The sequence below is a fragment of the Natronobacillus azotifigens genome (assembly GCF_026805325.1).
Lineage (GTDB): Bacteria > Bacillota > Bacilli > Bacillales > Amphibacillaceae > Natronobacillus > Natronobacillus azotifigens.
Genome location: NZ_JAPRAT010000013.1, coordinates 23,586 through 46,979 on the forward strand (window position 1 = coordinate 23,586; position 23,394 = coordinate 46,979).

Genomic DNA, 23,394 nt, shown 5'->3' on the forward strand with positions numbered 1-23,394 from the left:
AATGTTATCAAGTGTTATGAAATGAAAGTTGAGGCGGGCTTGATGATGAAAAAACGTCTAAAGCGTTTGTGTAAAGAACAAAAAGGTATGTTTACCTTAGAGGCATCTCTTGTGTTTCCGATGATATTCATCATTACTATTGCACTCGTTCTTTATAGTCTTGTTATTTTTCAACAAGTGCAAATGCACCAGCAAGCACACTTGGTTGCTGATCGAATTGCTGCGTCTTATGACAATACAGCAAAAGATATTGCAACCGGTGAGTTTAGTATTAAAGAATATACAACAATGACGGATGACGGTTTATATTGGCGCACCAATCGAATTGGTGAGAGTTTCCTATCTTTTTTTGTATCGAGTTATGAAAGTGGCTTGTCAGCAAAAAAACGAGTAAGCGGTCAAGAATATGCGGAGTCACGTATCAAAAACGCTGATGTAGAAGTAGTGATTGAATCAAATATTGTTAACCCACAAATTGAGGTGACGATAACAAGTGACCTAAAAGTACCGTCCGTTGTCTTGAATCTATTTGGGGAACCAAATAATTCAGTAACGGCGGTAGCTAAGACAAAAGATCCGACAGAATTGATTCGATTGACGGATTTTGCGATGGATTATGGTCAACAAATCTTAAATCAATTTGGTGGAGAATAATCGGTGAGCGGCTGTTAAGGAGTGAGAAATTTGGGTTTTTTTCGTAGATTAAGAACTGATACAAAAGGTGCAGTATCTCTATTCTTTATTATCATTACTGCGATTGTGTTTGCATTCAATGCCATATTTATTGATTATGCAAGAATCTTAGCAGCCGAACATCGGATAGAGCATAGTGTGCAAAGTGCTGTGCGTTCCGCGTTGGCTGGTTATAACAATGATTTAAGAAGTTATGGATTATTCGGGATCGATCAAGATACAGCAGAAGAAATATTTGAAAAAGTGTTGTTCGGTAATATGACCTTACCTGATGATTTGAAAGAAGAATCTTTTCAATTTGTGCAACCTACGATTGATGATTTCAATGTAACGCTGTCAAGATCACTGACAAATCCTAATGTACTGGAACATCAAATTTTAGAAGAAATGAAGTATAAAGCCCCGGTTGAAATTACGAAACAGCTTATTGAACGGTTTTCATCCTTAACATTGGCGGTAGAAGCAGCTAATAATCTCGTGGATTTAACCGAAGGCATCGAAGAAGATTTTAATAAACGGGAACAGAAGATTGATGAGACAGTTGAAGAGCTTAGTGAAATCTTAGTAATTCTGAATGACTTAAAAGATAAATTTTCTGATGTATCGAGTGTTTCAGAATATGGAGAAATCAATAATTATAACCATATAGTTGAACATTATGCTACATATCAAGGTTGGCTCCTGTTCGATGGAGCATTCGATTGGTTGGTAGACAAAGCTCGTGATAGCATTTTGAACCAATTAAAAGCGTCTCTTGGAACACCAGTCACCGATAGTGTTTTTTCTGGAAATGAATTTTTGGAACTATACATTGATTTAGAAGATTTAAATGATATTGTATCTGAACTTGAAGCGTTGGCAACAGAAGAGGCAATCGAATTCTTAGAGGAAGAAATTCATGATTTGTTCGAGAGTATAAAGAACCAAGGCATAGGTCCGCTTGAAGAGTATCACAATGAATATCGTGACAATGCCAAAGCGTATCTCAGTGATATCATTGATGATTTTAAAGACATCGAAAGCAAACTTGATGATTCGATAGATCGATTAAAGAAAGCAAGAATAAACAATGAGAACATCAAACAAATCATTGAGGATGTTAAAGGCAGCAACGAAGGAAACTATAGTGATATGAAGGAAATTCAGGAGCAATCAGGAACGACTGACGATGAATTGGATAGTGTTACCGAATCTATTGGTGGCGTAATCGATCAAGTAGATGAATATCCATATGATGATAATTACTTTGAAAAATCACTGAGTAGTCTTGAAGCGTTAAAATCAAGAATCGTTAAACAGCATGATGAAATCGAAGAAATGAAAGATAACTTTGATACTGTCGGTAATTCTTTAGTAAATGCAGAGAGTATCAGGGAAGAAATTGAGAGTCTTGCAGAAAAAGTAGATGGTAAAAAAACGGACATAGAAGATCGGGATGGAAAAGACTTTAGTGCAGAAGAAGAAGAAGAAGTAGATGCTGATGGAGAACTAAAAGAATTGGATAACAAACTTGATAATCTATCAATTCTAGAAGACATAAAAAGTGAACAGGCGGATTATGACAAACTTGATGAATATGTGCAAAGTTATCTAGAAGAGGCATTAAGCGAAATGGAAGCAGAAGAATTTGAAACATCAAGTAATGCATTAAAAGCTGCCAAGAGTTCAATGTCACTTGTTAGTACAATGTTCAATGGAATAGGTGAAGCACTTACGAAATCTAGAAATAAACTCTATATAAATGAATACATTCTCATGCACTTTAACTCCACTGTCCCAGAAGGTGGCTTAACTAATTTAGAGAATTATAAGCTCGATAATCGAGAAGTTGAATATATTATTTATGGAAACACAACCCCTGGGATGAATTTCACAAATGCAATAGCTCAATTTACTGCATTTAAATTTGCATTGAATATTGTTGATGCGTTTGCAGATCCATTAATTTTAGCGCTTGGACATCCACTTGCAATTTTAAAACAAGTACTAGTTAGTGCTATAAAAGAAACCAGGTTGAATGTGTTAAATATATCCTCGGGAATTGATAGTAGTTTATTACCGATTATTTCGAAAGGATCGGATGTATTAGATCTGAGTTATCATGAATATTTAAGAATTTTTATGTTTATGAATCCACAAGATGATAACCGTTTATATCGAATTGCAGCAATGATTGACTATAAGGAAAAAGCCTTAAATTTAGTTGATCAAATGACGTATATTGATGCAGAAGTAAAGGCATCAGAATCATTAATTTTCATTTCCAACATCGCAGATATGTTTGATCAGGACATTGATAGTAAAAGGTATCATTTCAATAAAAAAGCAATCCATTCTTACTAAAGATGAAAGGAAGATTTAAATGAAAAAAATACTGTTAAGTATGATTTTATTATTCACAGTGATTGGTTGTAGTAATAACGATGGGGGGGCGTCATCTAATGGAAATGATGAATCAAACGGATCGAACCAAACAACTGAAAACGAAGAAGCTAGAGAATCATCAAATGATTTGGAATTAGAACCAGGGCATGAATCGCATTTAAAATTTGGTGAAAAAGGCGTTATTTATAGTGATGCTACGGGTGCACATTATACAATTCAACATCATAGCTATGAGTTTGTTAATGATAATGGAGATCCTGTGGAAGGTGAGGAAGAGCCAAGTTATATTTTAATCGAAGTTGAGTTTGAAAACTTATCTGATAAAGAATGGGAAGTACAGAGTTATTTGATTTCGAGACTATACTATAATAATGGGACTACAGCAAGAGAAACGAATCATACTGGTAGAAGTGAAGATTTTGAAGTCAAGCTATCTCCAGGTCAATCAATTACGACGACCCTTGAATATAAATACTACGCAGACTTTGGTGGCACAAGTTATATTGCAAAAAATGAAGATCACACAAATATTAGTAACGTTATTTTCTGGAATTTAGATCTTGAGTAGGAATAGGTTCACACTACATGTTATAGGGAAGAGTGTGAGGTTTGAAAGTGATTTTTAAAAGTTTAGATGGGGTTCTTATACAATCGTCAACCTCGTAAGTACAAGCAGACTAGAACGGACATGTGTTGGCTGGATGTTCTATATAGGCTATTCTGCATTTGAAAATCTTAATAACTCAAATCCTATTATTTCCAAGTGAATAAGTTGATGAACAGAGTAATAACTCTGTTCATCGTGAAGGTATATTTTATATACCAATATATCTTCACGATGAGCAGAAATGTCATCAGCATGAAACAATGAAAGAAAAATTGAGCATCACTTAGTTTAGATGACTCAATAGAGACTTCAGAAAAACACAATACATATGTTGAGATTGATTAAGCATTCCAACTTCCTCGAGTTTATGAACCCACAAGACGATAACTGTTTATATCGAATTGCTGCAATGATTGATTTAAAGGAAGAATCACTAAATTTAGTCGATCAAATGACGGATATTGATGCAGAAGCAAAGGCATCAGAAGCGTTAATCTTTATTCCAAACATAGCGGATATGTTTGACCAGAATATTAATAGTAAAAGGTATCAGTTTAGTAAAAAGGCTATACAATCCTATTAAAAGAGAAAGGGAGATTAAAATGAAAAAATTCTTATTAAGTCTAATTCTTATATTTGCGTTGATTGGTTGTAATGATGACGATGGAGCATCACCGACTGAAGATAATGGATCAGCAGAGACAAATGAAACAACAGAAAACGAAGAAAATGGCGAATCAACAAATGAATCAGAATTAGATCCAGGGCATGAATCATATTTACAATTTGGTGAGAAAGGAACTATTAAAAATAGTCAATCTGGTTCACATTATACAATTCAACACCATGGATATGAGTTTGTCGATGATGATGGTAATCCGGTTTCAAGTGGGAAAGAACCGACACATATTTTGATAGATGTAGAATTAGTAAATCTATCAGATGTCGATTGGGATGTAAGAAGTATATTGATTTCGAAATTGTACTATAAAAATGGTTTATCAGTAAATCGTTCTAACCGTACAGGTGAAAGTGAAGACCTTGATTATAATTTAGCACCAGGTGAATCAATTAACACGATTGTTGAATATCGGTATCATGCTGATTTTGATGGTATGGATTATATTGTGAAAAATTTAGAGTTTCAAAGCGTCAGCAACGTTGTCTACTGGGAAATTGATTTCGATTATGAATAGAACAGTGAGAATGATTGGTTTGATAACTTGCAAAAAAAGATAAATTGACATGCATCAAATGTATGTAATAAAAGAAATGCGCTCAATTTTATCAGGAATAGATCGTAAGATGAACGGAGTAGGAGTTACAACTCTGTTCATCGTGAAGGTATATTTTTATTAATAAATATGCCTTCACGATGAGCAGAAATGGCAGAACAACTGTTGCAAATGCAATACACCTGTTGAAATTCTAATAATAAAGAAATTTTATTAGAGCAGAAAATCTATGAATCTTCCTGTTTATGAACCCACAAGATGATAACCGCCTATATCGAATTGCATCCATGATTGATTTTAAGGGAAAATCACTAAATTTAGTCGATCAAATGACGTATATTGATGCAGAAGTAAAGGCATCAGAAGCGTTAATCTTTATTCCAAACATAGCGGATATGTTTGATCAGAATATAAATAATAAAAAATATCAGTTTAATAAAAAGGCTATACAATCTTATTAAAAGAGAAAAGGGAGATTAAAATGAAAAAATTCTTATTAAGTTTAATTCTTATATTTGCGTTGATTGGTTGTAATGATGACGATGGAGCATCACCGACTGAAGATAATGGATCAACAGAGACAAACGAAACAACCGAAAACGAAGAAAATGGCGAATCAACAAATGAATCAGAATTAGAGCCAGGCCATGAATCGCATTTACAATTTGGAGAAAAAGGTACAATAATCGATAACGGTGTGGGTGCACATTTTACAATTCAGCATCATGGTTATGAATTTGTAAATGAAGAAGGGGAACCGATTTTGGAAGAAGATGAACCAAGTTATATTTTAATCAATGTTGAAGTGGAAAACTTGTCAGATAAAGAATGGGAGGTGAAGAGTTTATTGATGTCCAGACTTCACTATGAAAATGGCATGATGCCTAGGGATGGTAATCGTACAGGAAAAAGTGAAGACCTCGAAGTAACCCTTGCTCCTGGAGAGTCGATCACTACAATTGTTGAATTTCCATATCGCTCTAACGCGGGTGGTATGGAATATATTTCTAAAAATGAAGATCAAAGAAGTTTTAGTAATGTTGTCTATTGGGAAATTGATTTCGATTATGAATAAGATATGACCCTATAATGCTGAGTTAAGTTAACATCTAGTAGAAGAAATGACCGCTAGAATTTTACTATATATGAAAAAATGTATGAACAGAAATGTCATCAGCATGAAACAACGAAAGAAAAATTGAGCATCACTTAGTTTAGATGACTCAACAGAGACTTAAGAAAAACACAATACATATGTCGAGATTGATAAGCATTACAGCTTCCACGAGTTTATGAACCCACAAGACGATAACCGGTTATATCGAATTGCAGCAATGATTGATTACAAGGAACAAAATCTTAATCTAGTCGATCAAATGACGTATATTGATGCAGAAGTAAAGGCATCAGAAGCGTTAATCTTTATTCCAAACATTGCGGATATGTTTGACCAGAATATAAATAATAAAAGATATCAGTTTAGTAAAAAAGGCTATACAATCCTATTAAAAAAGAAAAGGAAGATTAAAATGAAAAAATTCTTATTAAGTCTAATTCTTATATTTGCGTTGATTGGTTGTAATGATGACGATGGAGCATCACCGACTGAAGATAATGGATCAACAGAGACAAATGAAACAACAGAAAACGAAGAAAATGGTGAATCAACAAATGATTCGGAATTAGAACCAGGGCATGAATCATATTTACAATTTGGAGAAAAAGGTACAATAATCGATAACGGTGTGGGTGCACATTTTACAATTCAGCATCACGGTTGTGAATTTGTAAATAAAGAAGGGGAGCCTGTCGCGGAAGGGGAAGAACCTAGCTATATTTTAATTGAGGTTGCATTAGAAAACCTGTCTGAAAAGGAATGGGATGTTCAAGCTATGCTGAGGTCCACACTCTATTATAATAACGGAATGTCCAGTAGAGAAGGAAATTATACTGGTGGAAGTGAAGATCTTGACACCATAATTGAATCAGGAGATTCCATTCGAACAACTGTTGAATATCGATATCATGAGAATGGTGAAGGAATGCAGTATATATCTAAAAATGAAGAGTTTAAATCTAACTCCAACGTTGTGTACTGGGAAATTGATTTCGACTATGAATAAGATATGACCTTAGAATGCTGAGTTAAGTTAACATCGAGTAGAAGAAAGAAATAACCGCTAGAATTCTAGCATACATGAAAAAATAATTGGATGAGCAGAAATGGCATCAGCATAAAACAACGAAAGAACAATTGAGAATCACTTAGTTTAGGTGATTTAATAGAGTCTTCCAGAAATAAATGTACATATGCAGTGGTTAAGAAATATGTACCTGGGTGCCGAAGTAACGGCATCAGGATCGTTATACTGTACCTTGTGAGTAGACATTTAAAAAAGTTGATGAGGAGAAATGGAGGGATCTTGTTGAGACAACTATTTAAGAGAGAAACTGGAAGTATCACGCTTGAGGCTTCTATTGTTATGCCGATGTTTGTCCTCTTTGTTGTTTTTTTATTGTATATGATCCAATTTGCGATTGTGGATATTACGATAAATAAGGCACTTTCTGATGCTACAAAAGAAATCGCCACACAAATATATCCAGTCAAAGTAACTGCAGAAGGCATAACGAATTACGCGCAATCTAAATATGATGATATTCCAGAAGAATATCGAGAAAGCATAAATGATTCAAAGGAATTTGTAGAAGAACAAAATGCATATATAGAGGAGGTGCTTGGTGTTGATTTAATAGGTGAGGTAACGGATGGCGTAACCAACACCATTAATACTGCAATTCTTACCACGTTAGTAAGAAAATCCCTAGAAGATCAACAAATACCTTTTATTAATCCTGATGATCTAACTGTGATATCGGGTAGAATGCCTTTAGTTAATTCAGAGGAAGAATATGTAGAAATTATAGCATCTTATGAAATGAATATTCCTATCCCGTTTTTGGAAAAAAAATATGAGATGAGGAAGCGAGTCGTGGAACGAGCGTGGATAGGTAGCTAGGAGGTTGGCTGATGATAATTAATATTGTTCTTATTTTATTTTTATTTTTTGCATTTTATTTTGACGTGAAGTATAAGCAAATCCCAAATAAACTGAATGTATTGGGCGTAAGCATAGGTTTCATTTTATTTATTATTACAGATGGTTTGAGTGGGTTTGGATCAGCACTGTTAGGAATGCTTGTCGTCTTCTTAATTATGTTGCTGTTGTATGCATTTAAGGGCGTGGGAGCAGGAGATGTGAAGTTGTTCGCGGCAATTGGCGCAATCACGGGTATAGAAATGTCACTTTATATTTTATTTTATGCAGTGATTTTTGCAGGTATTATAGGTGTCTTTATTTTATTATTTAATTCACGATTATTAAAGCAAGTGATTGATACATTTAAGCATTGGTTCTTTTCGATTCTATTAAGAAAATCAAAAGACATAAATACTGATAAGCAAACAATGGTACGTTTTCCTTTTATGTATGCTGTATTGCCTGCAGCGATTTATGTCGTTTATTTATATCATCAGTAGAATAATAGAAACACATTATAGAAAGGCAGGAATACAAATGTCAACATTGTATAACGTGAAATATGACTTTGTAGAACAAGATGGTCATAGTTTAGTTATTTATCGAGAAGAAGGAATAAAAAGTAACCAAATCGATCATATTCAAGTAAACATGATTAAGGAAAATCAGATTGATCAATTAGCACCATTACATACAGAGGAATTCAATATGAAAGTCCGATTGTTTTATAAAACAGGTTCTAAACGCTTGTTACATGATCATTTACAGCATAATAAATTAACGATGAAAGAATTCTATCAGCTCTTAAACAAAATTATCACAACGCTTGCGATGAGTGATGAGTATATGTTGGATGCAGATCGATTTGTGCTAAATAGTTCATTTATTTTTGCAGACGATCATTACCGTCAGATTGGACTCGTTTATTTACCGATTGCTGACATCGAAAAAGATCCCCTTCATAAAGAGTTAAAAGAATTAATCTTCGAGTTGGTATCACATGTGTCAGAATTAACGGGAAACGGTGTCCAACAATTAACGACAATGCTTCAACAAGAAAACGTTAGCCTTGAACAAATGAAAAAAAAGATAGAAAACCTAATTGCTCAATTGGGCAATAATCAACCTCAATCACATAAGATGCATACAGAACAAGTGCGGGAAGTAGAACCAAACACTCCACCATACCAAGAGCAAGTGAGCACAAATCAGCAACAACGAAATAATAATGAACCAGTAATTCAACAACAAGCACCACCGTTAAAAAATACAAATCAAGCTCAACAACGACAACAAACTCAAAGAAAAAAACAAGTGCAAAACCGCGCAAAACCGCAAGCTAGTCAAACACAACCACCGGTTCAAGAGGAAGAAATCAAAAAGCCCACACCAGTTATCTTAGGTTGTATTGGTGCAATAGGTGTGATGTTTGCATTATGGATGTATTTAAATTTAGCTGTGGAGGGCGTCAATTTTATTGCAGCTGGTGTGGTGTTTCTAACCGTTGCGCTTGTTTACTATTTAGGTAAGGTAAAACCAACCAATGACCAAGCGAAAATTAACGCACAAACCATAGAAACAACTCCAAAAAATACAACGATTGAAGAAGGAATTCGATCCTCTAATGAAGATGTTGCACCACTTAACTATGCTCAAGCAGGACAAGTCAGCACAAAACAGTACTATGAAGATCTCAGTAATCAAACAACAATCTTAGGGCATGAAAACAGCGATATCCAGGAAGAAAATCAAACAGCGTTGCTTAATGAAGATGATAACGAACCAAAATATTGGTTCGAGAAAATAGCAATGAATAAAACGGAAACAATCGAATTGAATACATTCCCTTTTGTCATCGGGAGAGACAATAATGCTGTAGAGTATTTGGAAGACTCTGTGGGTGTATCAAGAAGACATATTGAAATAAATGATCAGTTTGAAGTGAAAGACTTAGGCTCTAAGAATGGTACGAAACTAAACGGTGAAAAACTTGTTGCTTATAAAACATACTCATTGCAACCCGAAGATAAGATAACGATCGGAAAAGTTGATTTTATTTTTAAACAGAAGTGATACAGGAGTTGATGTCGCTTGTTTCAATATGGAATAGCAACTGATAGAGGAAATGTAAAAATGGTAAATGAAGACCATGCCTTTTTAAGAGCATTTACAGACAAGACGGGATTGCAGTTATATCTAGCTATCGTTGCTGATGGTATGGGGGGGCATGCAAGAGGTGATTATGCAAGTCAATGGGTAATTCAACAACTGAACGAAAAAATTGAAGCAACACAGCAATATTTTTTTGCTGTGGAACATCCCTTCATTTATCTAGAGGAAGCATTAAAAAAATGGGTTCAGTCAATCAATACAAAGCTATATAGAACAGGAGTTAGATTGAAGCAGCAAATTGGTACAACTTTATCCGTATTGGTATTGTTTAAAGAACGATTTTTACTTATTCATGTTGGAGATAGCAGGATTTATCAACGCACCCGTTTCATGGTAAATTCCGCACAAGACACAATGCCACTATTTGAAGCGAAGGATGAAACAGACACATTGGTCTCACCGTATCTCTTAAAACAATTAACGGAAGATCATACCTGGGTTAGGGAAAAAGTGAAAAGAGGGGAATTAAGAAGAGATAAAGCAAGATTACATCCGAAAAGTAATTTGCTGGTAGATTGTATAGGGATCACTGATAAGGTGATGCCACACATGGAAGAAGGCCGATTTAGCATGGATGACATTTTTGTTCTTTGCACGGATGGGTTCTATGAAAACTTTACGGATGACCAGATCTTAGCTGATCTCACAGATAATGATCTTAATAGCCAAGCTGAATATTTGGTAAATAAGGCGAAAAGTGCTGGCACGAGAGATAACATTACCGTGCTCCTGATTAAACCTGGGGCGGATGGAAGAAAACGCAAGAAACGATCCATATTTAATTAAACACCAGTATTGTGGAGGTTAGACAATGTCTTATCATTCAAGCTACTACACTTCAAAAGGAAATAATAAAGTTGTGAATCAAGATAGTTTTCTAATTAAAGAAGGAACAAGAGAAGGGTATTCCATTGCTTTTTATGTTGTTTGTGATGGAATGGGAGGCCTTTCCAGCGGGGAACTAGCAAGTTCGACAACGATTCATTATTTATCACAATGGTTTGATCAATATGTCAACGATTGGATAGAAAAAGGAAGCCAACTGAATCTGTTGAAAAATGCATTGTTGGCAGAAATAGAAAAAATTAATCATCTAACAGTAACGTATGGACAAAAGCGTCATATACAGTTAGGTACAACACTTACTGCTATGTTTATTTGTGATGAAACCTATCTTATTGCACAAATTGGTGATAGTCGTGCTTATCAAATTACCCCTACATACAATCAATTGACCGAAGATCAAACATTTGTACAACGTGAGATTGACCGTGGTCGGCTAACAATCGACCAGGCCGAAAATCACCCTAAACGTCATGTGCTCCTGCAGTGTGTTGGTGCTGTTGAAACGATTGAAATTGCTGTGCGCTCAGGGGAATTGAATGGAACGGAGAGTTTCTTAATCTGTTCTGATGGCTTTTCAAATAAATTAAATCAAGATGATCTACCTTTACTCAAACAATCTATTTACGATCATGAGTCTGCAGCAAAAATAACGGACGAGTTAAGACAAAGAGGAGAAACGGATGATATTACGTTTATCTATGTTGATGTAAATGACCAAGGGGCGATCTCATGCTAAAACCCGGTACAGTGATTGATGGACGATATGAAATTCTAAAAGAAATAGGTCGAGGCGGGATGAGTATTGTTTATCTTGCCATGAACACACGACTGAACAAATCATTGGTCATTAAGGATATTCGTAAACGGTCAAGCAGTAATGATCAAATGTTGATTCAAAGCTTGAAAATAGAAGCGAATATGTTAAAGAAACTTGAACATCCTGCATTACCACGTATTTATGACATCATTGATTCAAAAGGCGATATTTATGTGGTGATGGACTATATAGAAGGCCAGTCATTAAAAGAAATTCTAAGTGAAGAAAAGAAGATTTCATCTGAACGTGTCATTGATTGGGCGATTCAAATCGCACAAGTATTGAATTACTTACATGGTCAACAGCCTAATCCTATAATTTATCGTGATATGAAACCAGATAATGTCATGTTAACACCAGATGGTAGTATACGATTAATTGATTTTGGAATCGCACGGGAATATAAAATAGAAAATGCATCGGATACGGTTAATTTAGGTACAAAAGGCTATGCAGCACCAGAACAAGAAGCAAATTTACAAACTGATGCTCGAACAGATATCTACAGTCTCGGAATTACGCTTTATCATCTTGTGACGGGTAAGTTTATTAATGAACCACCATTTGAATTAAGACCAATTCGAACGTGGGATCCAAGTTTACCAGAAGGTTTGGAACACATTATTGAAAAATGTACCGAACAAGAACCTAGTGATCGTTATCAGACTGCTGAGGAACTATTGTTTGACTTAATGAACATTGATAAATTGACAAAAGGATATCGTCTTTCATTAATTAAGAAATTGGCTGTATTTGTGGTTCCTCTTATGATGTTTTTTGTGTTTTCTTTTGTAAGTGTATCTGGATATCAAGGAATGCAACGGGAAAACTTTCAAAATTATATGGCAATCATGAATGAATCAAGACAAGCGTTGATTGAAGGTGATGACTCGCGTGCCATTGATATTTTAGAGGACGCGATTGACTTTGATGCAAGCAGATCAGATGCATACGTAGACTTGATAAATATATATATTAATCGTGATGAAACAGAAATAGGTCTTGGACGTATGGAGTCTTATATAAATAATCGCTATGGAAATGTTCATCGTAATGATGAAGTCTTGTATAAAGTGGGAATGACGTATTTTGATCATTTGCGAGATTATAATGTGGCGTTGAGGTATTTTCGAGAAGTTGATCCCGAGGTAATCGAAGATGTTACCTATTATCAGACCTTAGCTCTCACGATGGGAAGCTTAAATATCAATTATGAGGAGTTTTTCGAAGAATTGTTAGCTTTTGAAGCTTATAACGATAGTATCGGTAATAACACGAAAAAAGTTGAAAATTATTATGTATTAGCCAATGTTTTTATGTCCTATCGGTCACAAATCCCCGAAGGTGCGAATCACGCGATTCGGATTTTAGAAAAAGCTAAAAAAACGTTATCAATAATGGATGATGCAAGTTTAAACGTAGTCTATGAAGTGGGAATCATCAGACGTCTAGCTCGAGCGCATTATAGTTATGGTCTGCTTTCAGAGCAAACAGAAGCATCACATGCGGCTTTAGATCAGTCGATACATTATTATTCGGAGTTAATGTACATGCAAGATCAGGATCATTCTGATATACGCTTAACGATCGCAAATATCTATCGTCTGAAAGAAGAGTATCCTCAAGCCATTCAATATTATGAAGAAATCATTCAAACAGATGCTGATTATGTAGATGCATATACGCAGCTTGCTAATTTATATATCGACCTAGAACTAGAAAAAGATCCAGAATATCGAAACTTCCAACGGGTACTTCAAATCTATGAAGATGTAACTATTATAGATAAGGCAGATCAAGCAGATAATTATCAAAAACTACGTAATCGCATGAAACAATTATCGTTGTTATAAAGGAGGGTTTACTATCTATCAATTCATGTTTTATGGTGGGTTAGCCATTGCGTTGATCAATTTACTTATCGCAATCATTACCTTTGTTAAATTCAATATTAAAGCGACAATTTTAGATTTGATTGGCAAAAGATACAGCTCTCCTATTACAAAACAAACAAAATCACCAAATCGAATTGAAACTTCCGGGAAAATTGAGGTCAAAAAGGTTTTTGAAGATACAACTACAGATGAGTTAGTCAGTAAGGAAATTGCAGCAAGTGATGATACTGTTTTACTTCAAGATTCAACAACTCTACTTCAGGAACAGGTCGATGAAACAGCACTGTTGGTCGATGGTTTTATTTTGACGAAAAATATCGTGCATAAAACAACAATTAAATTTATTGGAGAAGAGGCCGAGTTATATGAAACAAATGAATCTATCTAATTACTTTCGTTGGTCAGTTGCAATAGGTATACTAGCTATTGGCTTGGTACTGGGGGTTAATGTATTCACTTCGCAACACTTGGATATATCCATCCGTTTTCAAGGAGAAGAGTGGAGGACAGTTGATGGCTATGTAAGTCAAGAATCATGGTATACCACGGAAAGTGAGCTTGAGTTTATTATTAATGTAGAATCATATATTGATACTAAAAATGAAATTACCGTTGATATGGATATAGAAGAATTATTTGTTTTAAGTTTCACTTTCAATGAGGAACCGTTGAGCGAAAATGAAATAATAATAGAACCTCTATTTAAGGATGATTATTTTATCGGTGAATATATTATCCATCTACCCAAACTAGAAACTGATGGGATCTTAAATGGTGAGCTGTTCATTCATGAAGAGAACCAGTTTGAAATTCCGACGACAGAAGAGATCGTTCGGTTTGAAGTCATTAAAGATACCGTTCAACCCGAAATATCATTTACTGGTATTGAGAATAATACTGTTATTTATGAGTTAGCAGATGACGAATTAACCCTAATGATTGATATTGAAGAAGTTAATTTCTCGGAGGAAAACACAACTGTTTTTGTGAATGAGATACAAGAAGAGGTGGTGTTTGAATCCATTGCAGAAGCTATTCACCGAACAAAACTCCATTTTTCAGAAGATGGTAGTTATGAAATAGAAGTTATCACAGAAGATCCTGTAGGACATATTGTCACTGAATCATTCGTTTTTCATATTAATCAACAACAGGTAAGTATTGAACAAATGCATCTTGATGGTGATGAACTAAGTGATCAGCACTATTTGAGTGGAGAGACTTTAACGTTTGAAGTGCATAGTGGTATTGCGATCGAAGAACTAGAAGTTAAGGTTCTTTTCAATGAGGAGCCGTATGAACCGGAGTTAGAAGTTAAGCAGATGGATGAAAAAAGCCAAGAAGTTATCATTGATTTTAACAAAACTGGTCATTATCAAATCGATGTAGAAGTGACCGATCGTTATAGCTTACGGTCGACTGTACATCAAGTACTAGATAGAGTGATAGATTTAGAAGCACCAAAACTTCGGATCTCAGATCAATACAGTCAAGAACTTAAATCAATTTATAAGGAGCCGATAAGTATCGAAGTGGAAATCACTGATGCTTACCTAGAAAATCATTCTATTGTACTCATGAAAGGCGAAAAAACGATAACAAGCACAATTGTCGAAGATACAGCTACCAAGCGTCTTGAACAATTTGAGTTAGAAGAAGATGGCGTCTATGAGTTAAAAGTTGAAGCAATCGATAAAGCAAATCAACAATCTTCTCATGAGCAGACATTTGTCATTGATCGTGAAGGATTGCATGTAGAGTTTGTAGATGATAATGGGGAAGCTCTTGTCTCTACTTATCTCGAACCTATAACCGTTTCGCTAGATGTGTTTGGGTTAACCCTCAATCATGAAAAAACCGTATTTAAACTGGAAAGATTTGATCAAGACGAAGCATTATGGGATCTTGTCATAGACCAAACGGATTTCGTTGAAAAAGAAAAAGGCTATCATTTAGAGAAATCATTATCAGATGGTAAATATCGAATGTTTTTTTATGCGGAAGATAAGTTATCACGTTCTCATGAAGAGAGTCATGAATTTATGATCGATTCTAAGGACCCAATTATTCATGTTAAGAAGTTTATTACCCATCCTGTTCAAAGTGAATGGATAAATGAAGTAACACTAAATAACTATGTGGAATTCTTTGTGGAAGATGAGTTTTTAGAGGCGGCTGATTTAGCGATTCGTTATTCATCTTCTGAGGATGAAGTGAGTGAAGAAATTGATGTTTTAACATTTGGTTCTTTTAATGATGAAGGCGAATTTGAGTTTGAGGAGAACTTTGTTTTTCATGAAGGCAAGTATACTTTCACGATTAATGCAATAGATCAAGTAGGCCGAGAAGCTGAAGAGGTAATAAAGGAGCTTGTGGTTGATGATACAGCCCCTGTCATTACGATAGAAGGTATAGAAGATGGTATGTACTACCAAGATTCACAACAAGCAACCGTTACTGTTGAAGAAGCAAATTATGATGAAGCAGAAGTAACGATTACACTGGAAGGAAAAGACGGACTAGGAAATTCGATTGAACGAGATGAGCCAGTACATTTTAAAATGGACCAATCAATGGTTGTTAAAACGGTTGATTTTCCAACTGAGGGTCGATATCAACTGATAATTGAAGCGATAGATAAAGCGGGAAATGATAGTGAACAACGGATGGAGATAGTAATTGATCAGAATGCTCCGTTGATCAGTGTAGACGGTGTGTCAGATAATCAACATTATAATCAAGATCGTCCATTTGAATTAGTAGTTGAAGATTTCTTTCTTGATGAAACGACGTTAACTGTCTTAAAGGATGATCAACCATATGATATAGGAGTATTGACTTCCAATCGTCCAAATAATGGTTTGCAGGAAGACCGTATCGCATATGATTTCACGGAGGAAGGGGATTATGAGGTTTTCATTGAAGCAACGGATCTAGCAGGTTATAAAACTGTAAAATCCCTTAAGTTTGTAATTGATAAAACGGCACCAGTAGTAACGTACAGTGGAATAGAACCAAGCAATTACTATGATAAGCCACAAACACTGATTATCGAAGTAATAGAACAGTATTATAAAGAAAATAATGTCCAGCTTAATGTGAAGCATAATGGTGAAGATATAACAGAGACACTAGAAAACTATACATTAAATGATAGTGAAGTAGCGACACTTACACATCTTTTTGAAGAAGATGGTTATTATGAAATTGCGTTAACGGCAGAAGATAAAGCGGGAAATAAAATAAGTCCAATTTCTTTCTTTTTTGAGATTGATCAGACGAATCCTGTTATTATTATTAATAACTTAGAAGATGGGAAACATTACAATTCAAACAGAACGATGTCTTTAGTTATGGAGGATCAACATATTACCTCTTACGATGTGAAAGTAGAAAAGGATAACAAGGCTTACGTATTACCAGAGCTGGAGGTTAGCCATTCAAATTATCAAGGATCAACTGCAATGCTTGATTATACATTTAAAGAAGAAGGAGTCTATCATATTGCTATTGAGGTGACTGATGCATCAGGAAACAAATCTGAGCGGACGAAAAGTTTTACTATTGATAAGACACCTCCAGTGATTAATAGTGACCCTTTGATAGAATCTTATATTACCTATTCAGACATTGTTGCAGCTACAATTAATCAATTGATTCCCATTGAAGTTGTAGAACGTCATATTGATCGTTTAGCTGTAACCGTTCGAAAGGAAACTTCAGGAGAGGTTACTACGCTTAGTGGGGATACAGTTGGACAATTTGTGAAAGATGGCAATCGTTATACGTACGAATTTAATCAGTCAATTTTTCAGGATGATGCAAACTATCAGGTGCGTGTACATGTTCAGGATATTGTTGGTCATGAGGTAGAAAAGTCGGTGAGTTTTACGGTTGATAACACAAAACCAGTAATTTCTCACAGTAGAGTGCCAGCATACAATAATTCTGATGTTATTCAAGAAATTGAGGTAAAAGAACTCAATTATAATACAAATAATGTTTCCATTGATGTTTTTAGAAAAAATACTAACGGGTCTTTTGTCCGTTATAACCATCCGTCGATAAGAGAATGGAAAAACAATGGTAAAGTGAGTAAACTATCATTACTATTTAATGAAGATGGTGATTATAGAGTAGTTACTAACGCAACGGATCGCGCTGGTAACACAGCAACAGAAAGAGTGTCGAACTTTACTGTTGACTACATTGCTCCTGTGCTTAGTTTTAGTGGCTTTGAAGATGGTTCCCATTACAATTCAACACGTCGTGTCGTTGTAAAACAAACAGATCAAAATATTGATTTAAACCGGACATCTTTAATTATTCAACGCCGGTTAGGGCCAAATGGTCGGTTTAAGGCGCTAAATTTTAATGAAAAATTTGTTCGTCAAGGTAATGATGCGATTTTAAATAAACGCTTTAACACAGATCTTGAGGGAACTTTCCGATTATTATTTAGCGCGACCGATCGAGCAGGCAATCAAGCCCTGCCGATTAATCAGACGTTTACGATTGACAAAACCCCCCCTGTCTTAACAGCGTCAGGAGTTGAAGATGGATCCTATTACTCTTCACCAAGACGTGTGACATTTGGTGTAGACGAGGTCAATTTTGATACGAATCATGTAGGTTTCCATGTGACCAAAAATGGTTCTGAATACACCGCAACAGTTGAAGGAGATACGAATGGAAGTTGGAGAAATAGAAGTCGCCAATCTCGTTTGAATTATACGTTCGATACTGATGGAACATACACGATTAAAATGGATGCAAAAGATAAAGCGAACAACCAAGCTATACCTGTAAACAAGACATTTACTATTGATCAGACTGCTCCATCAATAGCAATTACAGGTGTAGAAGAGGATAGCTACAATAATACGAATGTTAATGTGAATGTTACAATTGAAGATGTGAACTTCGATAAAAATACTATTTCCGTAACCAAAGACGGCCAACCTTACAATGTAGGCACATTCCAAGTGGAAAATAGGCAGTATCAAAATTCGATTGCGCGATTGAATTACCTTTTTTCTGAAGAAGGTAATTATACGATAACGGTTCAATCCATCGATCTTTCTGGAAATCGAGCAGAAGAGAATATCTCTTTTGTCATTGATAAGACACCGCCTGTTATCACACCGAAAATGGATCAACAGACAGTGATAGAAGATGGAGTATATATAAATAAAATCTTCACACCGATATTTGAATTAGATTTACCTGAGGATGACACGATTGATTATGTGTCTTTAAATGGCGGACCAAATATTGCGGGAAGAATTCCAGCTGCCACGAGTGAAGGAGTATATAACTATGAGGTTATTGCTTCAGACCGCGCTGGAAATACAACAACCTTAAATATAGGATTCACAATTGATACAACCCGTCCAGAATTAACGATTTCTGGGGTGGTTGATGGTTTCTTTAATAATCGAATATCACCAATAGTTACTTATGATGATATTCATTTGGATGAAGAGAATTCATTCGTTACATTAAATAACCAACCATTTACAAACGGCACTACCATTAGTGAGGAAGGACATTATCAATTAAAGGCACATATTCGAGACTTAGCTAATAATGTTTCCGAGCGGACAATCATTTTTACGGTGGATAAAACGGCACCTCGCATTCAGTTTGTAGAAGCTATTAATGATCAATACTTTAATCATGCATTGATCCCTGAATTTATAATAGAAGATATGACTGGATATGAAATCATTGAATTAACACTGAATGGAGAACCATACAACATCGGTGATGAAATAAGCGAGGATGGGAAATATGTCCTTTATTTTGAAGCAATTGATCAAGCAGGGAATTTAAAGCAACTAACAATCGAATTTATTATTGATACAAAACCACCACACATTATTTTTGATGGTATTGAGGACAATCAACGCTTCACGGAGTCGGTGAATTTATCGATTAGTCTTGAAGACTATCAGGACATGATTAAATTTGTAAGTGTTAATGGTGAAGATTTTGTCGGTGAAATTATGGAAACGGAATTTGGTCAAGAAGTTATGATAGAGTTTACAGACATTTCACCATATGAGGTTGAAGTTCTTGCCGCTGATATGGCTGGAAATGAAACAGTTCAGACATTAAACTTTGAAATTACAGAGAAGAGCATATTTGTCAGAGTATCAGAAAACACACCATTACTCTATTCATTAATGGGCGGAACTGTTTTCCTCCTAGTTGGTGGCGGATATGTTTTTATCAAGTCAAGAAAAAAACCCGTTGATGCACCGAGAGAAGAGGAATAACTTACGTAAGAATGAATAGTTTCATCCCATAAAGAATCTCCTCCGCTTATAGAAATCGGAGGAGATTCTTCTTTTGACACGAACTAATACTTGCTTACGTTCATCCATTTTCGAATGATAAAAAGAAAACGGACAAATAACTTGCAGATTTTCACAATCCGTTAAAGACAGTTCCACACCTATAGTATTTGTCGAATCATTTAGTGGGAATATGAACAAAAGAGCCGATCAAAAGTGATCTACTTATGTCAAAGAAACATACGAAATTGCATCATAATCCTGAGAAAAAAGCAAAAGATGAGACGACCATCAATGATTAATTGTTTCCCCAGAAGCTTGATATTAGTGAAAACACGTAAAAGAAGACTACTGCAGAAAGAATTATTAAAAGTACGTCGAGATAAAGAAGGTGTTCAAATACGAAAGAAGATGCCTTGAGAGAGTATGCAGGTGGATATTTTGTGATCCTCTCCAAAGAAGTAAATGCCCCCCTCAAAGCACTTTCTCTCTATCAGGTAAATCCAGTATAGATAGTTGAGTTTCAGCAGGATACAGGTTTCATCTAAATTATTGTTAAAGGACAAGCGTTTTGTCGAATTTACCATATTCATTTACCTATCTTATATCGAAAAGAAGATGCTAGAAACCAACCTGTTTGAGCAATGCACTGTTCAAGGATTAGAAAGACGCGGTAGGTTTAGTCCTTAGTCATTGATTTCACAGTTAGCTAAAAGTATTTATTAAATTTTTGCTTGTTTAAGAAATAGAAAAAGTACGTCGAGCGATTAAACTGACATGCTTTTTTTCATTTTTAAGATACTTTTTAAAACATAGTGCTTCTCTTTTAAACATAAGATATGGTGTATTCTGGAATATAGTCATATAATATATATGTTTATATAAGACGAAGAAAAGAGGAGAAGAGAGAATGATTATTGTAACGACAGATTTTGTTCCAGGTAAAGAAATTAAAGAATTCAAGGGTTTGGTTAGGGGTAGTACCGTTCAGTCCAAACATATTGGTAGAGATATTACCTCGTCATTTAAGACAATCGTCGGAGGAGAAATTAAAGCTTACACGGAAATGCTAGACGATGCTAGAAAAAAAGCACTAGAACGAATGACGGCAGAAGCGGAAAGTCTGGGAGCAAATGCCATCATTGCGATGCGATTAGAATCATCTACCGTAATGGGAGCAGCATCAGAAATCATCGCATACGGCACCGCAGTAACAGTAGAATAACCGGTGCCTGTCACCGCCCGAATTATGTCGAATCGGGGGAAGCCCTACATTGTAGGGTTTTTTGTGTTGGGTAAGTTGGGTTATTCCTGTGACCTAGGCAATTAGAGGCGATATCAAATACTATACTTATACTTTCATGTTTCGTTTTGTAGCAATTGTATTACTATTAAATCGAGTGAAAACATGTAGGTGATATTAGAAAAAAGTTATTGTGTATGTTAACTTAAAAATGAACCACTTCAATAGAACTTAAACATTTCAAGAAGGGAAGATCAGTTATAATGGTATTCAGCTATAAAAACTTTCGCGGAGATACGTATTATTTACATTCTACACAAACAAAAAAAGGCAATCCAAGATACCATTTTGCAAAGAAAATAGATGAATCAACCAGTGAAGACAAGTTCCCCAAAGGATACGAAGTCTATGAAGAACCCAACGGCAAAGTATATGCGAGGAAAAAAACGAAAGCAATGTTAAATCCGGCAGAGATTAGCATAATAAGTGATGGTATGAAAAAATATAGTGAGGTTAGTGATTTTAAACTAGATATAAAAAAGAACATTGTATCTATTTATGCAAATGAAAGTACCGAGGAAGAATCACTTATCCCACTTTCATTGAAACATAAGTATTATGAGGCGAAAATGCGGTTTATTCTAATTGACGAAGAAGCACGGACTTTTGTGGTTGAAAGATTTTGCTATTTAGGGAGCGTTGATGATTGGATTGACTTAGATTGCTCTGATGACTTAAGCGAGTTAGTAAAGGAGTATGTACAACATATTGGAAAAGAGTCATTCTATGAATTGATGTAGTATGAAGAAAAATTAAATGCAGAAGCAGGAGAATTATTCCCTGCTTCCTTAATTCTTACCGCCATCGTAAAAGATAACGTTCAATTTGAGCAAATAGTGTCATAACAATTGTTACGATAAAGCCGATGAACATCGGTGCCTGGCACCACCCGAATTATGTCGAAATGAGCGCGAATTTTTGGTGGATTGAAAAGGAAGTACAGTTGTTGACGTGTCAACATTTGTACTTCCTTTTATCCTGTAATAACCGTTCGTATGACTTCCGCTTCAAAACAACAAGAAAATCAAAGTTGTTTACTGGGGAGAAACGGACGCTAGTACTTCGAAGACTTCAACGAATAATCAGTGGTGCAACACCTAAAAATCCCTATTGATTGAAGTTTCCCCGTGCTCAACATTTCTTATTTAATTTTGAGTGGTGTTAGTTGTTTATCAATTGCCTCTTTTTCATTGCCACCATTAATGAGCACACTAGCAGTAAATGCTCCTTCAATAAAGGCGCAATCAACAATTTCAATGGACTTGTCACACATCTCACTAACCATTTCTAAGGTCATTTTAGCACTTCCTAAATCATAAAAGGCATAAATGTGATCTGCTTCGTTTTCTTCGACAGCTTGCATGATTTTATCAAAACTTGAACCAATATTACCTTCATCTGTACCACCAGCATATGTCAGCGGTGTATTCGTGGCACTTTCTTTTAATAGTTTGTAGACCCCAAAGGCGAGTTCTTCCACATGTGATGCTAACAGAACTCCAAATGGCTTACTCATTCACATCAACCTCCTCTAAAAGCGCGAAGAAAAGATAACTACTTGAAACGGAACCAGGATCTAGATGTCCAATTGAACCTTCATTTAAATAAGACGCTCGCCCTTTCGTTGCTTTTAATTCTTTCGTTGCTTCAACCGATTCATTAATGACATCTTTGGTTAATTTTTTCTCCTGTAATGCCTTCACTACAGGGGCCCACATATCGGCCATCGTTTTCTCATCCGCATCTGCCTTGCTGCGTTTTTTGACGCCATCAAGTCCTGCCGCAAGAACGGTAGGTAACTCTTCTGTATCGATCACCTTTGCCATTTCTAAGAATGCGGTACCGTACAATGGTCCTGATGCTCCACCAACTTTACTAACCATTGCCATTGCAGCTTTTTTCAAGATCTCACTGGCAGGTGTATGATTCTCATTTTTTATCGCTTCTTCAACTGCATGAACACCTCGGGCCATATTCGATCCATGATCCCCGTCACCAATCGCTTGATCTAAGTCATTTAAATCTTGCTTCTTTTCCTGGATTTTTGCGCTGAAATTAAGCAACCAAGCGCGTGTTTGTTTACCTGTTAATTTCATTCATA

The 23,394-nt window shown here is 35.4% G+C and carries 20 protein-coding genes; 18 read left to right on the forward strand and 2 right to left on the reverse strand.

Annotated features, from left to right (window positions below; translation table 11 throughout):
• The first annotated feature begins 45 nt into the window (after nt 1-45).
• The 18 genes from OWO01_RS07920 (at nt 46) to OWO01_RS08005 (ending at nt 22,033) form a co-directional block, all read left to right on the forward strand.
• Nucleotides 46-654 (forward strand): TadE/TadG family type IV pilus assembly protein, encoded by a 609-nt coding sequence (locus OWO01_RS07920; protein WP_268779906.1) that lies wholly within the window; start codon nt 46-48, stop codon nt 652-654.
• 30 nt (nt 655-684) lie between these two features.
• The gene (locus tag OWO01_RS07925; protein ID WP_268779907.1) at nt 685-3,036 is read left to right on the forward strand and encodes a DUF5702 domain-containing protein; all 2,352 of its coding nucleotides are present in this window, start codon (nt 685-687) and stop codon (nt 3,034-3,036) included.
• A 19-nt stretch (nt 3,037-3,055) separates the two neighbouring features.
• The gene (locus OWO01_RS07930; RefSeq protein WP_268779908.1) at nt 3,056-3,646 is read left to right on the forward strand and encodes a hypothetical protein; all 591 of its coding nucleotides are present in this window, start codon (nt 3,056-3,058) and stop codon (nt 3,644-3,646) included.
• Between the two features lie 367 nt (nt 3,647-4,013).
• The gene (locus OWO01_RS07935; protein WP_268779909.1) at nt 4,014-4,268 is read left to right on the forward strand and encodes a hypothetical protein; all 255 of its coding nucleotides are present in this window, start codon (nt 4,014-4,016) and stop codon (nt 4,266-4,268) included.
• 19 nt (nt 4,269-4,287) lie between these two features.
• Nucleotides 4,288-4,881, forward strand: coding sequence for a hypothetical protein (locus tag OWO01_RS07940; RefSeq protein ID WP_268779910.1), 594 nt, complete (start codon nt 4,288-4,290; stop codon nt 4,879-4,881).
• Nucleotides 4,882-5,165: 284 nt separating this feature from the next.
• On the forward strand, nt 5,166-5,381 hold the full coding sequence (locus OWO01_RS07945; protein WP_268779911.1) for a hypothetical protein: 216 nt from the start codon (nt 5,166-5,168) through the stop codon (nt 5,379-5,381).
• Between the two features lie 20 nt (nt 5,382-5,401).
• Nucleotides 5,402-5,995 carry a hypothetical protein gene (locus tag OWO01_RS07950; protein ID WP_268779912.1) on the forward strand — a complete coding sequence of 198 codons (594 nt, stop codon included), beginning with the start codon at nt 5,402-5,404 and terminating at the stop codon, nt 5,993-5,995.
• Between the two features lie 217 nt (nt 5,996-6,212).
• A complete protein-coding gene (locus OWO01_RS07955; RefSeq protein WP_268779913.1) occupies nt 6,213-7,043 on the forward strand; it encodes a hypothetical protein in 831 nt (276 codons plus the stop codon).
• A gap of 303 nt (nt 7,044-7,346) precedes the next feature.
• Complete coding sequence (locus OWO01_RS07960; protein WP_268779914.1) at nt 7,347-7,940, forward strand: TadE/TadG family type IV pilus assembly protein; 594 nt, start codon at nt 7,347-7,349, stop codon at nt 7,938-7,940.
• An 11-nt stretch (nt 7,941-7,951) separates the two neighbouring features.
• The gene (locus OWO01_RS07965) at nt 7,952-8,461 is read left to right on the forward strand and encodes an A24 family peptidase (protein ID WP_268779915.1); all 510 of its coding nucleotides are present in this window, start codon (nt 7,952-7,954) and stop codon (nt 8,459-8,461) included.
• A gap of 37 nt (nt 8,462-8,498) precedes the next feature.
• On the forward strand, nt 8,499-10,034 hold the full coding sequence (locus OWO01_RS07970) for a DUF6382 domain-containing protein (RefSeq protein ID WP_268779916.1): 1,536 nt from the start codon (nt 8,499-8,501) through the stop codon (nt 10,032-10,034).
• Nucleotides 10,035-10,052: 18 nt separating this feature from the next.
• On the forward strand, nt 10,053-10,919 hold the full coding sequence (locus tag OWO01_RS07975) for a PP2C family protein-serine/threonine phosphatase (RefSeq protein WP_268779917.1): 867 nt from the start codon (nt 10,053-10,055) through the stop codon (nt 10,917-10,919).
• A gap of 25 nt (nt 10,920-10,944) precedes the next feature.
• The gene (locus OWO01_RS07980; protein ID WP_268779918.1) at nt 10,945-11,715 is read left to right on the forward strand and encodes a PP2C family protein-serine/threonine phosphatase; all 771 of its coding nucleotides are present in this window, start codon (nt 10,945-10,947) and stop codon (nt 11,713-11,715) included.
• Nucleotides 11,709-13,649, forward strand: coding sequence for a serine/threonine-protein kinase (locus OWO01_RS07985; RefSeq protein WP_268779919.1), 1,941 nt, complete (start codon nt 11,709-11,711; stop codon nt 13,647-13,649). The genes OWO01_RS07980 and OWO01_RS07985 overlap by 7 nt, the downstream gene beginning before the upstream one ends.
• Nucleotides 13,650-13,701: 52 nt before the next feature.
• Nucleotides 13,702-14,079, forward strand: a complete 378-nt coding sequence (locus OWO01_RS07990; protein ID WP_268779920.1) for a hypothetical protein — start codon at nt 13,702-13,704, stop codon at nt 14,077-14,079.
• A complete protein-coding gene (locus OWO01_RS07995; RefSeq protein WP_268779921.1) occupies nt 14,057-19,972 on the forward strand; it encodes an Ig-like domain-containing protein in 5,916 nt (1,971 codons plus the stop codon). Before OWO01_RS07990 ends, OWO01_RS07995 begins: the two co-directional genes overlap by 23 nt.
• Nucleotides 19,973-20,900: 928 nt before the next feature.
• Entirely contained in the window at nt 20,901-21,215 is a 315-nt protein-coding gene (locus OWO01_RS08000) for a YbjQ family protein (protein ID WP_268779922.1), read from the forward strand.
• A gap of 281 nt (nt 21,216-21,496) precedes the next feature.
• Nucleotides 21,497-22,033, forward strand: a complete 537-nt coding sequence (locus OWO01_RS08005; protein WP_268779923.1) for a hypothetical protein — start codon at nt 21,497-21,499, stop codon at nt 22,031-22,033.
• 401 nt (nt 22,034-22,434) lie between these two features.
• On the opposite strand, the gene dhaM is transcribed toward OWO01_RS08005, so the two are convergent.
• Together dhaM and dhaL are read right to left on the reverse strand one after the other, a co-directional pair.
• On the reverse strand, nt 22,435-22,809 hold the full coding sequence (gene dhaM, locus OWO01_RS08010) for a dihydroxyacetone kinase phosphoryl donor subunit DhaM (RefSeq protein WP_268779924.1): 375 nt from the start codon (nt 22,807-22,809) through the stop codon (nt 22,435-22,437).
• Nucleotides 22,802-23,389, reverse strand: a complete 588-nt coding sequence (gene dhaL / locus OWO01_RS08015) for a dihydroxyacetone kinase subunit DhaL (protein ID WP_268779925.1) — start codon at nt 23,387-23,389, stop codon at nt 22,802-22,804. Before dhaL ends, dhaM begins: the two co-directional genes overlap by 8 nt.
• Between the last annotated feature and the right edge of the window lie 5 nt (nt 23,390-23,394).

Excerpts from the sequence above, each read along its gene's own strand:
- OWO01_RS07965 (WP_268779915.1), top strand. The coding sequence starts at position 7,952 with ATGATAATTAATATTGTTCTTATTTTATTTTTATTTTTTGCATTTTAT.
- OWO01_RS07935 (WP_268779909.1), top strand. The coding sequence starts at position 4,014 with ATGTTGAGATTGATTAAGCATTCCAACTTCCTCGAGTTTATGAACCCA.
- OWO01_RS07950 (WP_268779912.1), top strand. The coding sequence starts at position 5,402 with ATGAAAAAATTCTTATTAAGTTTAATTCTTATATTTGCGTTGATTGGT.
- OWO01_RS08005 (WP_268779923.1), top strand. The coding sequence starts at position 21,497 with ATGGTATTCAGCTATAAAAACTTTCGCGGAGATACGTATTATTTACAT.
- OWO01_RS07930 (WP_268779908.1), top strand. The coding sequence starts at position 3,056 with ATGAAAAAAATACTGTTAAGTATGATTTTATTATTCACAGTGATTGGT.
- OWO01_RS07995 (WP_268779921.1), top strand. The coding sequence starts at position 14,057 with ATGAAACAAATGAATCTATCTAATTACTTTCGTTGGTCAGTTGCAATA.
- OWO01_RS07980 (WP_268779918.1), top strand. The coding sequence starts at position 10,945 with ATGTCTTATCATTCAAGCTACTACACTTCAAAAGGAAATAATAAAGTT.
- OWO01_RS07945 (WP_268779911.1), top strand. The coding sequence starts at position 5,166 with ATGAACCCACAAGATGATAACCGCCTATATCGAATTGCATCCATGATT.
- OWO01_RS08000 (WP_268779922.1), top strand. The coding sequence starts at position 20,901 with ATGATTATTGTAACGACAGATTTTGTTCCAGGTAAAGAAATTAAAGAA.
- OWO01_RS07920 (WP_268779906.1), top strand. The coding sequence starts at position 46 with ATGAAAAAACGTCTAAAGCGTTTGTGTAAAGAACAAAAAGGTATGTTT.
- dhaM (WP_268779924.1), bottom strand. The coding sequence starts at position 22,809 with ATGAGTAAGCCATTTGGAGTTCTGTTAGCATCACATGTGGAAGAACTC.
- OWO01_RS07970 (WP_268779916.1), top strand. The coding sequence starts at position 8,499 with ATGTCAACATTGTATAACGTGAAATATGACTTTGTAGAACAAGATGGT.
- OWO01_RS07985 (WP_268779919.1), top strand. The coding sequence starts at position 11,709 with ATGCTAAAACCCGGTACAGTGATTGATGGACGATATGAAATTCTAAAA.
- OWO01_RS07940 (WP_268779910.1), top strand. The coding sequence starts at position 4,288 with ATGAAAAAATTCTTATTAAGTCTAATTCTTATATTTGCGTTGATTGGT.
- dhaL (WP_268779925.1), bottom strand. The coding sequence starts at position 23,389 with ATGAAATTAACAGGTAAACAAACACGCGCTTGGTTGCTTAATTTCAGC.
- OWO01_RS07955 (WP_268779913.1), top strand. The coding sequence starts at position 6,213 with ATGAACCCACAAGACGATAACCGGTTATATCGAATTGCAGCAATGATT.